The 15152-nt window shown below is 52.5% G+C and carries 12 protein-coding genes and 1 pseudogene; 5 read left to right on the top strand and 8 right to left on the bottom strand.

From position 1 onward, the window contains the following. Window positions 1-55 precede the first annotated feature (55 nt). From LH51_RS05740 to LH51_RS05730, 4 genes are read right to left on the bottom strand one after another with little or no spacing between them, the layout of a single operon-like run. Entirely contained in the window at window positions 56-604 is a 549-nt protein-coding gene (locus tag LH51_RS05740; RefSeq protein ID WP_036520633.1) for a YaeQ family protein, read from the bottom strand. Beyond that, entirely contained in the window at window positions 594-1277 is a 684-nt protein-coding gene (locus LH51_RS22250; protein ID WP_235263555.1) for a hypothetical protein, read from the bottom strand. The genes LH51_RS05740 and LH51_RS22250 overlap by 11 nt, the downstream gene beginning before the upstream one ends. Further along, window positions 1274-2557 (bottom strand): M48 family metallopeptidase, encoded by a 1284-nt coding sequence (locus tag LH51_RS05735; protein ID WP_235263554.1) that lies wholly within the window; start codon window positions 2555-2557, stop codon window positions 1274-1276. Before LH51_RS05735 ends, LH51_RS22250 begins: the two co-directional genes overlap by 4 nt. Window positions 2558-2562: 5 nt before the next feature. Beyond that, entirely contained in the window at window positions 2563-3159 is a 597-nt protein-coding gene (locus LH51_RS05730; protein WP_200881883.1) for a LemA family protein, read from the bottom strand. 208 nt (window positions 3160-3367) lie between these two features. On the opposite strand from LH51_RS05730, the gene LH51_RS05725 reads away from it, so the two are divergent. Beyond that, the gene (locus tag LH51_RS05725) at window positions 3368-3631 is read left to right on the top strand and encodes a GNAT family N-acetyltransferase (protein ID WP_235263553.1); all 264 of its coding nucleotides are present in this window, start codon (window positions 3368-3370) and stop codon (window positions 3629-3631) included. Further along, window positions 3624-4454: an MOSC domain-containing protein gene (locus tag LH51_RS05720; RefSeq protein ID WP_052063478.1), complete on the top strand. Its 831-nt coding sequence runs from the start codon at window positions 3624-3626 to the stop codon at window positions 4452-4454. Before LH51_RS05725 ends, LH51_RS05720 begins: the two co-directional genes overlap by 8 nt. On the opposite strand, the gene LH51_RS05715 is transcribed toward LH51_RS05720, so the two are convergent. From LH51_RS05715 to LH51_RS18855, 4 genes and pseudogenes are all read right to left on the bottom strand, one after another. Continuing rightward, window positions 4449-4835 (bottom strand): DUF411 domain-containing protein, encoded by a 387-nt coding sequence (locus tag LH51_RS05715; protein WP_144244189.1) that lies wholly within the window; start codon window positions 4833-4835, stop codon window positions 4449-4451. The genes LH51_RS05720 and LH51_RS05715 overlap by 6 nt on opposite strands. A gap of 107 nt (window positions 4836-4942) precedes the next feature. After that, window positions 4943-6523: a multicopper oxidase family protein gene (locus LH51_RS05710; protein ID WP_052063477.1), complete on the bottom strand. Its 1581-nt coding sequence runs from the start codon at window positions 6521-6523 to the stop codon at window positions 4943-4945. Window positions 6524-6573: 50 nt separating this feature from the next. Beyond that, window positions 6574-6942 carry a hypothetical protein gene (locus LH51_RS05705; RefSeq protein ID WP_036520629.1) on the bottom strand — a complete coding sequence of 123 codons (369 nt, stop codon included), beginning with the start codon at window positions 6940-6942 and terminating at the stop codon, window positions 6574-6576. A gap of 139 nt (window positions 6943-7081) precedes the next feature. Continuing rightward, window positions 7082-11706: pseudogene (locus LH51_RS18855) on the bottom strand (EAL domain-containing protein). A 378-nt stretch (window positions 11707-12084) separates the two neighbouring features. Here LH51_RS18855 and LH51_RS05695 point away from each other — a divergent pair. The 3 genes from LH51_RS05695 to LH51_RS23420 all read left to right on the top strand — a co-directional run. Next, window positions 12085-14241, top strand: coding sequence for an FAD-dependent oxidoreductase (locus tag LH51_RS05695; protein WP_036520627.1), 2157 nt, complete (start codon window positions 12085-12087; stop codon window positions 14239-14241). 81 nt (window positions 14242-14322) lie between these two features. Continuing rightward, window positions 14323-15057 (top strand): NAD(P)H-dependent flavin oxidoreductase, encoded by a 735-nt coding sequence (locus tag LH51_RS05690; protein WP_052063475.1) that lies wholly within the window; start codon window positions 14323-14325, stop codon window positions 15055-15057. Beyond that, window positions 14972-15152, top strand: a 181-nt coding sequence (locus LH51_RS23420) for a nitronate monooxygenase (RefSeq protein WP_268746531.1), incomplete at its 3' end; no start/stop codon positions are given. The genes LH51_RS05690 and LH51_RS23420, both read left to right, overlap by 86 nt.

Here is a 15152-nt window from a genome sequence, read left to right as displayed (position 1 = left end):
TGACTGATTTGATTCGCTGTTCAGAAAAACCAGTGGCCTGATTCCGCTTCAGGGATCAGGCCTTAAAGCCTTTGAGTAATTTGGGTTCCAGAGCCACACTGGTTTTGGCATCGGCAATCCATACCTGACCTTCATTGATACTGATCTGCAGCTGTAGATTACGGTCTGCCAATGCCCCTAACGCCTTGACGCTGTCATCGGTGATTTCCCAGACTTCCAGATTTTCGTAGCGTTGCAAGGCCTGCTGGTTTTGCTGCCACCAGATAGGCACACTGCGACCGCCATAGGTATAGACTTTCACTTGTCCGGCCTGCTGGCTGGCTTTACGCAGCCATTTTTCATCCACCTGACCGAAAATAATCCACAGATCGATACCGCCATGCAGATTGGGTGCCCAGAGTTCTGCCCCGCCTTCACCGCTCAGATCACGGGCAAACTCAAGCTGCTCCGACGCGTTCAGGGCAAAGGCCAGCAACCTGATCATCAGGCGTTCATCGGTTTCCGAGGGGTGTTGTGCCAGTCGCAGGGCATAATCCTGATAGTGATGTCGATCCATATCAGCGATTTGCAACTGGGCTTTAATAACCTGGGCTTTAAGCGCCATGGGTGTCCTTGTCAGCAAGTAGAGGGGGTAAGGGGCAATCGAGGCAGTCAGCTATTGCCCGCAGCAGTTCGGCTTCAGTGACACTGATCCTGCCATCATGGCTGGCACAGGTGACCAGTGCCTGCAACAGTGCGGGTTTTTGCAGTGGCCGCAGTTGTGCCAGTTTGTTCAGGTCCAGCTCCAGTTGTTTCAGTCCAGGGCGCTCTGATCTACTGAAATCATCATGTAATTGAAGCTGTGTAGCGGCTGCCTGGTAAGCCGCCGATGCCGCTGCTTGATCACTCTGGCCTGCGTGAGCAAGTAAAGTGATCAGGCGTTGCATTTCTGGGTGGCAGTCTTTCAGCTTGAAGCGTTTGGTGCTTTGACGACGGCTTTCCAGGTTGCGAATAACTATTTTACGCAACGACCATTCAAACAGACTGAACTTGTTATCGGCCCGGATTAACAGATCCATACAGGACTTGAAAGTCTGATATTGATCAGCCGTCAGCTGTTTCAGTGCGGGCAGGGCCAGGTCTGTCAGCGGCAGCCGCAGGCGCGCATCCAATGAAATCAGCGCATTCAGGTGCCGTTGTAACATAGCGTAGGTATCTGGATGAGCCTCCTGCTCAAGCTGTATCAGTTGCTGTTCACGTATCTGTGCATCATCACTGAGCAGCAGGCCGTAGATCAAAGCCCTGGCCGAGAAAGGTTCGTGTGCGGCGGCCTGTAGTTGATCATCCAGTGCTTCAAGCAGATTGTGGCATAGGCCAAATGTGCGGCATCTGGATCGCCCATCGCCGCTATGGAGTGCTGAGCCGCCTGTTGAGCATTCACGCTGCTTGCGGCCATGGCCATCGCGGCCAGAGCCGACGCTTTCCTGTCGCCTGAATCGGTCGGTTCTTGTATCGGTTCTTGTGTCATACGTTCAGGCTGCGGCAGATCGCCCTTCCAGCCAGGATCAACCCGCTTGATGCGTTCTTCCAGTGGCGGGTGGGTAGCCAGCAATGAGGTCAGGCCGGAGCTGCCGGAACTGCCGAAATACATATGGCTGAATTCATTGGCACCGGGCGCATTCAGACTGGAGCCAGCATAATGCCCACCGATTTTTTTCAACGCCCCGGCAATGCCTAGCGGGTTGCGGGTATATTGAACAGCGGAGGCATCGGCGAGAAACTCGCGTTGTCGGCTCACGGCGGCTTTGATCAGGTTACCAAAGAAAGAACCGGCATAACCGACAATCAGTAATCCAACACCGAGCAGCATCATTACCGCCGCACTCTTGTCATTACGCGAAGAGCGGACCCGGCGGAAGCGCAGGCTGCTGAGAAGAAAGCGCCCGATCAACCCCAGCAGCAAAATACCGTACAACCAGGAAATCAGACGGATATTCAGGCGCATATCACCGTGGAGTATATGGCTGAACTCATGGGCAATAACTCCCTGCAGTTCATCACGACTGAGCAGCTCTATGGCACCACGGGTAATGCCGATAACCGCATCCTGTGGGTTAAACCCCGCGGCAAAGGCATTAATGGAATCATCATCCAACAGATACACCGGGGGCACGGCAATACCCGAAGCCAGTGCCATCTCCTCTACCACATTAAGTATGCGTTTCTCGTTGGCATCGCGGGTAGCGGTATTGAGCAAGCGGCCACCGAGGGCTTCGGCCACGGTATGACCGCCACTGCCCAGCTGCATGCGTCTGAACAAGGAGCCTAGCAACACAACGGCACAGACGGCCAGAGCGATACCTGCAAGCAGTGGAAGCTGTTCAGTAGAGAGTACCTGACTGACGGGTGGCAAGGACTGTCCTTGTCCTGTAGCTCCCGCTGAGCCCTGTTGAAAATACAGAAAGGCGCCTACTGCCAGTGTCAGGGTGAGTATCAGGCTGATGACACCCAGAATAAACAGCACCACCAGCTGTAGCGTTTTGCGCTTGGCGCGGTCCTGGTGCTCAAAAAAATTCATCGGAGTTAAAAGGACACTTTAGGTGCGGCCTGAATTTCGGCGCTGTCTTCAAACACCAGCAGTGACGCATCTTCCGCATGACCAAAGGTGGTAGCAAACACCCGCTGTGGAAAACTCTGCTTGTAGGTGTTGTAAGCCATCACCGCATCATTGAAAGCCTGGCGTGCAAAGGATACCCGGTTTTCAGTACTGATCAGCTCTTCGGATAGCTGCTGCATATTTTCAGAGGCTTTCAGATCCGGATAGGCTTCCATGGTCACTTTGAGCCCACTCAGTGCACTTTGCAGTGCACCTTCTGAACTCATCAACTCACCGATGGCGGCGGCACTGCCCGGATTGGATGCCGCTGCCTGTAAACTGGCCATAGCGGTATTGCGTGCCGCAGTCACGGCTTCCAGCGTTTCCCGCTCATGCTGCATATAACCCTTGGCGGTTTCTACCAGGTTAGGTATCAGGTCATAGCGTCGTTTTAGCTGCACTTCAATCTGTGAAAAAGCATTTTCAAAACGGTTCTTCAACGCCACCAGGCGGTTAAAGATACTGATGGTATAAAAGACAACAACAGCAACAACCACAATGAAGATAATCGTAGACAGTTCCATGCGCGGTATCCTTGCGTTGGGAGTGGGTTCAGGCCATTGGCCAGGCTCGCAGCCGAGCACCAATGTGATGTCAGTATTCTTAAGCAATTGCGTGGTTATGTCCAGTCTGAGTGAGGGGTGGCTGGCAAGGCTCTACAGGGGGTAAGTTGTGTTGCTTTTCCGGGTGAGTAATACTTGACTTATATTCTATGACAATAAAGGAATTCCTGTGATTGAACATCAACCTTCACAACAACGTTTTATCATGACTGACGCGGGTATTGATGCGGTTCTGGATTATGTTATTCGTGGCACTCGGATTAATTTTACTCATACCTACGTACCGGAATCCCTGCGGGGACGAGGGCTCGCAGAACAGCTGGTGCGTGCCGGGCTGGCTTGGGCACGCGAACATGATTATCAGATTGAAGCCAGTTGCTGGTATGTGGGTAAGTTTCTGAAACGGGAAGAAGAGGATGAACAGGATGACTGATGGGGTTGTAACGGATCTGTTTATCTATCCGGTGAAGTCTAGTGCGCCGCTGCGGGTGAGCCGTGCCTGGGTGGGTCCACAGGGATTGGATGCTGACCGGCGTTATATGCTGACTGATCCCGATGGACAGTTTATTACCGCGCGACGCTATCCGGCCCTGACGCACCTGCTGGCTACCCCGGTGGGTGATGGAATGATGTTGGCGGCTGAGGGTTTTCCTGCTCTACATCTGCAACCCGCTGACTTTCCTGAAGTGTATCAAGATGTGGTGGTCTGGAAGCAGACGGTTGCCGCGCAGTCCTGTGGTGACAGCGCTAATACCTGGATTAGCCATTTTCTGGGGATAGATTGCCGACTGGTGTATTTTGGCCAGCAAAGCCATCGACCGGTTAAAGACTGTGACGATGCGCAGGTGGGTTTTGCAGATGGTTACCCGCTGTTGCTGACCTCTGAGGCCTCACTCGACTGGTTACAGACACGTTGTCCCGTGCCTGTGGATAAGCAGCAGTTCCGTGCCAATTTAGTGGTGTCCGGTAGCCTGCCGTTTGCCGAAGATGGCTGGTTGGATATTGCTATAGGTGATGTGCGTCTTAGAGTGCATTCACCCTGCGAGCGCTGTAAGTTGATTACCCTGCCTCCTGGCAGTCGGGACTTTGATCGGACACAGGAACCCTTACGGACCTTGCTGGCGCATCGACGTCTGGAGACAGGTGGTGCCATCTTTGGGCAGAATTTGCTGGTATTGCAGCCGGGCCTGATTGCTACGGGGATGAAACTGGAGGTGCTCTCAAGTAAAGCACCTCCGGTGTTGCGTGGATCATGATTGGCTGGGATCAGGCTGATTATACTCAGACCAGACGTTTATGCTTTCGTCTTTGCTGTCAAATGCCAGCACCTGATAGTGATCTTCCTTGCCGGTTTCCATACCCGGTGAGCCGTGCGGCATACCGGGTACTGTGAGGCCGGTAACGGCGGGTTTTTCACGCAGCAGGCGTAGGATATCCGAAGCCGGTACATGCCCTTCGATCACATAGCCATCTATCACAGCGGTATGGCAGGATGCCAGTTGTGGAGGTACACCCAGCTCCATTTTCTTGTTGTTCATAGCGTTCAAATTGGTGCTTTCAACAGGAATACCGGCCGCTTCGATATGCTCTATCCAGTCCTGACAGCAACCACAGGTTTCACTCTTGTAGACCTGCATGGTCGGTTCAGCCGAGCTGTTAGCACTGATCAAGATAAGCCTAAGGCACTGAGCAAGACGGTAGTAATTATTGCAAACTTGGTTTTCATCATTTTCTCCTTAACGGGTTATTGCACCAGTATACTGGCCATCATACCCAGTTCTTCATGTTCAATAATATGGCAGTGGAACATCCACTCCCCGGGCTCATTAAATACCAGGCGTAATTTCAGGCGCTGGTTTGGTAGCAAATTCACTGTGTCCCGCCAAGCGCGGTAAGCCGGTATTTGCCAAGCCCCGGCTGCATCCTGTTCGGCAACCACCTGAAAATGGGTACCGTGAATATGGAAGGGATGGTCCATATGTGAATTGTTGAAAACCTCCCATTCCTCAAGCTGTCCGACCTTGCCGGTAAACATGATCCGGCCGGGGGTAAAGGATTCGCCATTGATTAGAAATTCAATCGGGGGACGCCCTGTCATAATGCCTGCGGGGCTATGCTGACCCTGGTTGCCGTGCATGCTATGCCCGCCATGGCCTTGGGGGCTAGTGGTACTTTCCTGATTGTGACCCATTGATGACATAGCATGGCCAGGCATGACCTCAGACAGCTCTAACAGACGATGGACTTCGGCTTCTGCCAAGGGCTTAATCTCAGTCAAGCGTTGTGGCAGTGCAATTGCCGGGGCCCGAGTGGCCGCGTTGGTTGCCAGGGTCATCAGGGTTTCTGTTGTCAGGTAGTGTGCCGGTCTCGGTCCCATCCAGTCGCGGTCATAAGGGAGTGTTTGCAGCGCAAAGGATTGGTTGGGCTCATGACTGAGCTTGATCAACATATCACAGCGCTGGCCGGGAACCAGTAGCAGTTCCTCCAGCTCCACTGGCTGCTCCAGATAACCGCCGTCGGTACCGATGAGTTGTATAGTGTGCTTGTCCAGTGCCAGACGCAGGTAGCGTCCGGCACAGGCGTTGATCATCCGTAGCCGCAGGGTGCTGCCAGGTGCCAGCTCCAGTTTAGGATTACGCTGGCCATTCACCAGCAATATATCCCCCTCTCGACCGTTCACCCAGTCTACATGGGTATGTGGGGCAACCTGTCCCTGAGCGTCCAGGCGTAAGTCGGTTACCATCAACAAATAGCTGGGTAGCGCAGGCATGGGGTCCTGGTAGGGTTTTACCAGAAAGGCAGCCGCCATGCTGTGTGCGATCTGGTCGGCCAGGTATGCATGTGGATGGGGGTGAAACCAGTGCAGTCCTGCGTCACCTGGTTTCACCTGAAAGCGGTAAGTCCGACTCTGATGCGGGGCTATCAGGTCATGCGGACCACCATCTTCCGAGTTTGGAACTTTCAGGCCATGCCAGTGCACCGTCGTTGGTTGGTGCAGGTGGTTGTCCACCTGGACTTCCACATGATCCCCTTCGGTTACCTGGATCAGCGGGGTGATCTGGTTATTATACAGCCAGAGTTGTGTTTTCTCCGGCCCGGTTAGCTCGACCGGCGTCGCAGCAACGCTGAGTCTGGCTTTAAAAACATTACCGCTGGCCAGATTCTCTATTTCAGGTAGCTGCCTTAGGGGCAGGTGTTCTGGTAGTTGGCGTATTTTAAGATCAACACCAGAACCCTGGTGGTGTTTGGACATGGCAATTGAGGCAAGCGGTGTCAGGGTTAAAAGTCCCAGCGCACCCAGGCGCATAAAGTCTCGACGTATCATAGTGTTCAGCCTTTTCAGAGGTAAGGTCAGATCTGTTTACCGGGTCTGAATCAGCTTTTGGGCGGACGTTCTAAACGCTGGGTCGTTTCACTGCCCTGATGGCTTAGATAATATTGTTTCCATGCCAGTGGTGGTTCGTCGGTACTGCTGATGGTCAGGTTAACCGCTGCACAAGTACTGCATTGCAGGCAACCCTCCCCCTGACATATATCAGTCACGAGTGTGCCTGAGTCTGGCTGGGTAGATTCGGAAAACTGAGTGGAGGAGTACTGTGCATCACAAGGATGCGCTGTTACCTGGTGATGTTCAGTAGCCAGGGGCGAGGCAGCAACAAGGTTGGCTGGAAACATGGCAATAACAAGCAACAGCAGCATAAGGCTACCGATGTACTTGTGTAATAATTGCCGTTTGGGTTGCATGCGTTACCCTGATTAATAAGTTGATGCACTAATAAGACGACAAACAGAGTTAATAGTTCATGATTAAATTAGCCAACAAGCGTCGATCAGTTGGATGGTGAGCAGGATATCTGCTCACGAATAATCAGAGGCGCTGTAACTATTTTTGGATAATAGGAAAACGTCGCATAACATCTTCGGCGCTGATTGCAGCGGCAAAAAGATACCCCTGACCTGATGGACATCCCAGCTCATGCAGCACATTGCATTGCTCCTGAGTCTCTATCCCCTCTGCTACTGCCGAGAGATTCAAAGTATCGGCCATCGCAGGATGGTCCGGGCGATGGCCCGATCATCCTGACAGGAGGCTACCTCATCGACGAAGTTGCGATCAATCTTGAGTTCATCTATCGGAAAGCGACGTAAATGCGCCAATGATGAGTAGCCCGTGCCAAAGTCATCGATACTTACCCGCAGTCCCATATCCTTGAGTTTGCGCAATATTTTTTGGGCCTGTTCAGGGTCGACCATTAACGCTGTCTCGGTCAGTTCAATAACCAGACTTTCAGGAGCGAGCCGGTATTTTTCCAGCAGATTTCGCATGGATAGTGGAATATCACCACGGCGAAACTGCTCTGCCGAAACATTGATCGAAATCCTGGGTAACCCGTAGCCCTGCTCGATCCATGCGGCTGCTTGACGGCAGGCGTTTTCGGCCACCCACTCTCCTACTACATTGATTAGACCGGTTTTTTCTGCCAAGGGGATAAACTTGTCGGGTGGGATCAAACCCAGTACCGGATGCTGCCAGCGCAACAAGGCTTCAACACCGATCAACTCGCCGCTACTCAGTGCCAGTTGTGGCTGATAAAGCAGAAACAACTCATCCCGCTCAATTGCCAGGCGCAGACCATTTTCCAGTTGCAGACGTTCATCTGCCGATTTTTTCAGGTCGCTGGTAAAGAAACAGTGGGTGCATTTACCTACATCCTTGGCCTTGTACATGGCGCCATCAGCGTGCTTGAGCAGGGTGTCTGCATCATCGCCATCTTCAGGAAACAGGCTGATCCCGATGCTCGCGCTAATATGGATCGCCTGCCCAGACAAGGAGATAGGGGTTGCCAGGGCAGTTGCAATACGCCCTGCGGTGATCTCGGCTTCTGTTGCAGTAGCACCTTCCAGTAACAGGGCAAACTCATCACCGCCAAAACGCGCTACTGTATCGGCACCCCGGACACAGTCACGCAAACGAATCGCCACTTCCTTGAGCATGTCATCACCGGCTTGATGGCCGAGTGAGTCATTGATTACCTTGAAGTTATCCAGGTCGACAAAGAAAACTGCCGCACGGGTGTTCTGATCACGCCGTGCTCTCATCACCATCTGATGTACACGATCAAGGAAAAGGCCGCGATTGGGAAGTGAGGTCATCTCATCGTGGGTTGCGAGGAACTCGATACGGTGCTGAGACTCCTTGATCACAGTGATATCGCTGAAAATACCCACATAGTTGATGATCTTGCCGTCAGGGTTGTGCACCGTATTCACGGTCAGCCATTCGGGATAAAGTTCACCATTTTTTCGCTTGTTCCATATTTCGCCTTGCCACCAGCCATGCTCCTGCAGGGTATCCCACATAGTCTGGTAGAACTCCTTGTCATGACGACCAGAGTTGAGTATAGCTGGTGTTTTACCTAATACTTCTGCAGCCGCATAACCGGTGACCTTGGTGAAGGCATCATTCACAGTCAGAATTGTTTGTGATGTATCAGTGACAACAATCCCTTCACCGGCCCGGTCAAAGACCCGTGCGGCCAGACGCAACTGCTCTTCAGCATGTTTGCGTGAGGTGATATCGATGGACTGGGTGCAGATACTCTGAATAACTGCATCGGCATCAAATAACGGGAAGCGTACTGACATCAGATAATGCTCGCCATCGATCAAATCGATCACATCTTCAGATTCAACTGACGCGGCCTTGCGAGCCACATCCAGGTCGCGGCTACGTAATTCATCGGATATTTTGGCAGAAAAGAGCTGAGCATCGGTTTTGCCTATGACATCCTGGGCATGCAGACCAAACACTTTTTCAAACTGGGCGTTAACAAACTCATACCGTCCTGTCAGATCCTTGAGAGTGATGATCGTTGTGGAATTATTCATAATCGCCATCAATTGCTGACGACTCTCGCTGATCTCCCGCTCCTGATTCATCTGTTCGGTTTGATCCATCAAAACGATAATGGCACCACGCGTACCGGCTAGCAGCGTTTTCTCATAGGGTGCGATGTGTAGCAGGTAGTGGCGATCATTGGTGTAAATCGGTTCTTCAATGCTGATATTGTCTTCTATAGCCAGATTGACCCATGCCGAGATATCTTTCATGCCTTTCGGTAAACGCAGGGACGGGATAGCCTGGCCTATGGATTTGCCCACCAGCGAAAAGACATCCGCAGCAGGACTGTTGAAGCGGGTCAGCTCCATAGCCGCATTACAGACCAGAATTGGGAAGCCGACACTGTTCTGGATTTTTTCCAGATCATTCAACGCTTCAGCTAACTCGGCGGAACGAAGCTGCAACTCATCATTTACAGTTGTCAGCTCTTCGTTAGTCGACTGTAATTCCTCATTAGAAGATTCCAGTTCTTCATTAGATGATTGCAGCTCCTCATTGGCAGCCTGAACCTCTTCATTAAGCGCTTGCATCTCCTCATTTGAGGTTTCCAGCTCTTCAATAACAGTTTGCAGGCGTTCGCGGGTAATGTTCAGCTCATCTTCAAGCACCTTGATGTCGTGGCCCTCCTTAGCACCATAAGTCAGTGCTGATTGGGGATCAGGTGCTTGAGGCTCAGTTGTGGGTTCAAAGCAGACCAGAAAAAAGGTATTGGTAACCCCCTGTTCCAGAGGGTGTACTGCCATTCGAGCATGGATCATCCCGTCCGGGATCTTGATTCCGTAAGGACGCCCGTAGGCAGCATTTAACTTGTGTTCTACCTGATGAACCAGTAGTTGCAGGTCGGTACGGTATTCCTGCTTGATTAACTGCTGCAGATTGGTGCTGGGCCTGCCTGCACCGATAGACAGGTAGGGCGACACATCCCCATGGATATGCTGAATCTCATAACTGGAATTGATCAATACGGCCGGCGGGATATAGTGCTTGATCGCTACATCCAGCAAGCGCTGCTCGCTGTCCGAAGAGCGGGGCATATTCGAACTCTGGCGGCGCACATCCGGCAGCCGGAAGCTGGTGGAAAGCAAACGCCCCTCACCCGCTTGACGACGGAACAGGTGGGCCGATTTGTCTGCTGGTGTAAACAGGTTTTCCTGGTGGGCGATTCCTTCGGATTTGCCGAGAAAAAGCAGCGCCCCCGTTCGTAAGCCATAGTGGAAGGTTGATAGTACTTTGGCTTGCAGGTCCGCATTAAAATAGATCAGCACATTACGACAACTGACCAGGTCAAGACGCAGGAATGGAGGGTCCTGAATAATATCCTGTCGTGCTACTACCACCATCTCACGCAGGGTTCGGGAAATTTCAAAGTGATTACCTGTAGAACGGGTAAAATAACGATTCAACAGCTCATCATCCATGTCATTGAGCACTGTTTCGTTATAGGAACCACGCCGCGCAATAGCCAGGGCATTCATGTCAATATCGGTGGCAAAAATCTGAATACGGTAATGCACCAGATTTGGTCCCAGCAGCTCGGCAAGCAGGATGGCCAGGGTATAGGCCTCTTCTCCTGTCGCGCAACCGGCAACCCAAAGACGGATCTCGTCACCCGGCTGCTTTTCCTGCAGCATGGCTTGTAAGGATGTTCGTAAAACCTCAAAGGCTTCGCGATCACGAAAAAAGGCGGTCACCGAAATCAGGATATCCTTACATAATCTGTCTAATTCATCCGTGTCGCTTTCAACCAGAATAAGATAATCTTCCAGTGAACTTACGCGGCGTGCTGCAAGACGGCGTTCAATACGCCGGATAACCGTGCCTTCCTTGTATCCGCCAAAATCGATGTGGGTATGCTGCTTGACCTTTATTAATAGCTTTTTCAGGGAGGTCGCGGCAGTTGCCGGTTTGGGAGTAAGTGAAACGGCACCGTGGGTGCGGGTGATCAGGGCAATTTCGTTGGCAATCGATTCCGGGGGTAATACGGCATCGGTACAGCCGGTATCAATTGCCGCCTGGGGCATGCCAGAGTATTTGGCTGTACCGGGTTCCTGGGCAAAGGTAAATCCACCAGCCGCTTTAATCTCGCGTAATCCTGCCGCTCCGTCTGATCCTGTGCCGGAAAGGATCACACCAATAGCATCCTCGCCTTTACCATTGGCGAGAGAAGTAAAAAAGGTATTTACCGAGGGACGAGGCAGGGTTTGGCGCGGGCCTTCAATTAGTGAGAACTGGCCAGCTTTCAGCATCACATTGTGACTTGGAGGCGTTACATAAATAGTGTCTGCCTGGGGGGTTACACCGTCTTCGATCTCCAGTACCGCCATGGCTGTTTCACGCCCAAGCAGCTGTGCCATCATACTGCGGTGGGTAGGTGAAAGGTGCTGAATCACCACATAACTGGCACCAAGATCTGTGGGTAGTGCACTGATCAGATTGGTTAGTGCTTCAAGCCCACCGGCGGAGGAACCAATACCGACAATATAGGGACGTTTACCCGCCACGACCCTTGTTTCCGGCTTGTTTCCGCTCTTGTCGGCTCGCTTTTTTGCTGCAGTAGCCTTGCCGTGAATTAACTTATTATCTACTGCGTTTTGTTTTGTTGTCATTCAGCAGTTCTCAATAAAACCATCTTGTCCTTTCGCTGGAATAAGAAACTTACCTAAGACCGCAAAAGCCCCCAAATTACGTCACAAGCTACATGGATATTGTTTCAATCCTACACATTATATGGGTGAATTGCCACGAATAAGGCGAAGAGGCAAGAGCCATGATACTAAAGCACTATCCGGGAAAAGATTTGACTGAACTATGCGTGATAACAGGGTCATACTCTAGAGTTAACAACGGCTGGTGTGTTTGAAAACCTTATGGAGTTACTCTGGCTTGCGAGACTGGCTTAGCTATAGAAATTTGAGAGGCTTGTGTAAGGTATTTGCATAAGTGCCGACCCATACAGTACATCTACACAGAATAAGGTACCGGTTATGAGTAAAAAAATAGGGCTGCTGCTGATACTGTTGGCCTCTGGCCTAGTGATCTGGCAGCTCGGCTGGCTGGAGGTTTTGAGCTTTGACAACCTGAAGCGACAGCAGAATGAACTGATTGCACTGCGTGATGCCAGGCCTGTATTGCTTAGCCTGGTGTATTTTCTGATCTATGTCGGTGTGACCGCCCTGTCTTTGCCGGGAGCGGCGATTATGACTCTGGCTGGAGGGGCGGTTTTCGGACTGGGCTGGGGGTTTTTGTTGGTATCTTTCGCTTCCACACTGGGCGCTACGCTGGCGATGCTGGTGTCACGCTTTCTGTTACATGATTGGGTGCGGCAGCGTTTCAGTCGTCAGATGCAAAAACTCGATAGCGGGATTCAACGCGAAGGTGCGTTTTACCTGTTTGCCTTACGCCTGGTACCCGCAGTGCCTTTCTTCGTACTGAATCTGGCCATGGGCCTGACGCAGATGAAAGTCTGGACGTTCTGGTGGGTCAGTCAACTGGGGATGATCGCCGGCACTCTGGTGTATGTGAATGCGGGCACGCAGCTGGCGCAGATCAGCGCTCCCGGTGATGTGCTCTCACCGGGGCTACTGGGTGCTTTTGTGCTGCTAGGCATTTTTCCTATAGTGGCTAAGCGAGTACTTACAATCATAAAGAATCGAAAGTCTATGGCAGTTTGGACCAAGCCTCGTCAGTTTGATACCAATCTGCTGGTGATTGGTGCTGGTAGTGGGGGACTGGTCGCGGCTTATATTGCGGCAGCGGTTAAAGCCAGGGTGATCCTGGTGGAAAAACACCAGATGGGGGGGGACTGCCTGAATACCGGTTGCGTACCGTCTAAAGCCTTGATTCGCACCGCCCGCTTGGCTCAGGAAATGCGTGAAGCGGAGCGCTTCGGTATAACCCCGCATACGCCCGATATAGATTTCAAAGCGGTGATGCAGCGCGTGCATAAGGTGATCGAAACCATTGAGCCACATGATTCGGTTGAACGTTTTCAGGGCCTCGGTGTGGATGTTCGTCAAGGTACCGCCACACTGGTTAGCCCATGGGAAGTCGATATTCGCTACCCTGATGGCAAAGTCGAGCGGGTGTCCTCTCGCGCTATTATTCTTGCGACTGGAGCCGAACCGCTGCTGCCTGATTTAGCGGGGCTGGCAGACATAGATTATCTGACCTCTGAAAACCTCTGGTCGCTGGACACCCTGCCACAACGGTTATTGGTACTGGGTGGTGGCCCCATAGGCTGTGAGTTGAGTCAGGCTTTTCAGCGTCTGGGGTCTCAGGTGATTCAGGTAGAACGGGGTGAACGGATCATGCCCCGTGAGGATGCCGATGCCAGTGAAGCGGTGATGATGAAGTTGCGCAGTGAAGGGGTTGATCTGCGTCTGAATCATCAAGCGCTGGCTGTTGAAACCGATGCGCAAACAGGTCAGTCGTACTTGCTGGTTAAAAATGCCACTGGCGATGAAGAGCGTATCGGGTTTGACCGGCTGCTGCTTGCCGTGGGGCGCAAGCCGCGGCTGCATGGCTATGGACTGGAGACCCTGGGGTTACTTCCGGATCAGGCCAAGGGTATTGATACCAACAGCTATCTGCAGACGCTCTATCCCAATATCTATGCCTGCGGTGATTTGATCGGTCCTTATCAGTTTACCCATGCGGCTTCACACCAGGCCTGGCATGCCACAGTGAATGCCCTGTTCGGTGAGTTTAAGCGTTTTCCGGTGGATTACACCTACCTGCCCTGGGCTACGTTTACCGATCCTGAAGTGGCGCGGGTTGGGTTGAATGAACAGGACGCGAAGGCTCAGGGAGTTGCCTATGAGGTAACTCATTATGCTCTGGACGATCTGGATAGAGCCATTGCTGACAGCCAGGCCTATGGCTTTATTAAAGTTCTGACACCACCGGGTAAAGACAAAATCCTCGGGGTGACCCTGGTGGGACCGCATGCCGGTGATTTGATAGCTGAGTTTGTGCTGGCGATGAAACATGGGCTGGGTTTGAATAAACTGCTCGGCACTATCCATATTTATCCAACCCTGACTGAGGGCAATAAATTTGCCGCAGGTAACTGGAAAAAAGCCCATGCGCCGCAGCGAGTGCTGGCCTGGTTGCAGCGTTATCATGTCTGGCGCAGACGTTAGGGGTAAAGGCATCACCCGGTTAGTTTGTTATAGTGGGGCCGCTTTAATGGCGGGTCTGGTTAATTTATAAGGAGACGACAGGTGTCAAAGTTTGCTGAAGATCTGGGTATGCAATGGCCTATTATTCAAGCACCTATGGCGGGTGTTCAGGGTAGTGATCTGACCCTGGCGGTTTCCGGGGCCGGGGGTTTGGGATCCCTGCCCTGCGCCATGCTTACCGCCGATAGCCTGGCTGCAGAGTTAAGCCGCATCAGCACGGCAACCACGCGACCCTACAATGTAAATTTTTTCTGTCATGCGCAGCCTGCGCCGGATGCCGCGACACAAGCTCGCTGGCAGCAGGCACTGTTACCCTATTATCGTGAGTTAGAGCTTGGGCAAGAGGTTATTCAAGCTGGCGCCGGACGTACACCTTTTAATGCCGATACAGCCGCGCTACTGAGTGAATTTAAACCACCGGTTGTCAGCTTTCATTTTGGTTTGCCCGATGAACGGCTGTTAGAGCAGGTGCGTAGCTGGGGCAGCAAGATCCTCTCCAGTGCCACCACCCTGGAGGAAGCCTTGTGGCTGGAAGCACGTGGTGTGGATGCGGTGATTGCCCAGGGGCTTGAGGCCGGTGGTCATCGCGGAATGTTCCTGAGCGATGACCTGAGCACGCAAACCGGTTTGTTCGCCCTGCTGCCGCAGTTGGTAGATCGTCTTAACACCCCGGGTGATTGCCGCCGGTGGTATCGCCAGCCCGGCCGGGGTCAAGGCGGCACTGGCGCTGGGGGCGACAGGTGTGCAGGTGGGTACGGCCTATCTACTCTGTCCTGAAGCCAATACATCCGCCCTGCATCGACAGGCGCTAGCGTCTCCCGAGGCTGTGCATACGGCTCTGACTAATGTGTTTTCCGGNCGCCGGCGCGCGG

It is taken from the genome of Nitrincola sp. A-D6 (genome assembly GCF_000764495.1).
GTDB lineage: Bacteria > Pseudomonadota > Gammaproteobacteria > Pseudomonadales > Balneatricaceae > Nitrincola.
This window is presented reverse-complemented; position numbering and strand designations above follow the sequence as displayed.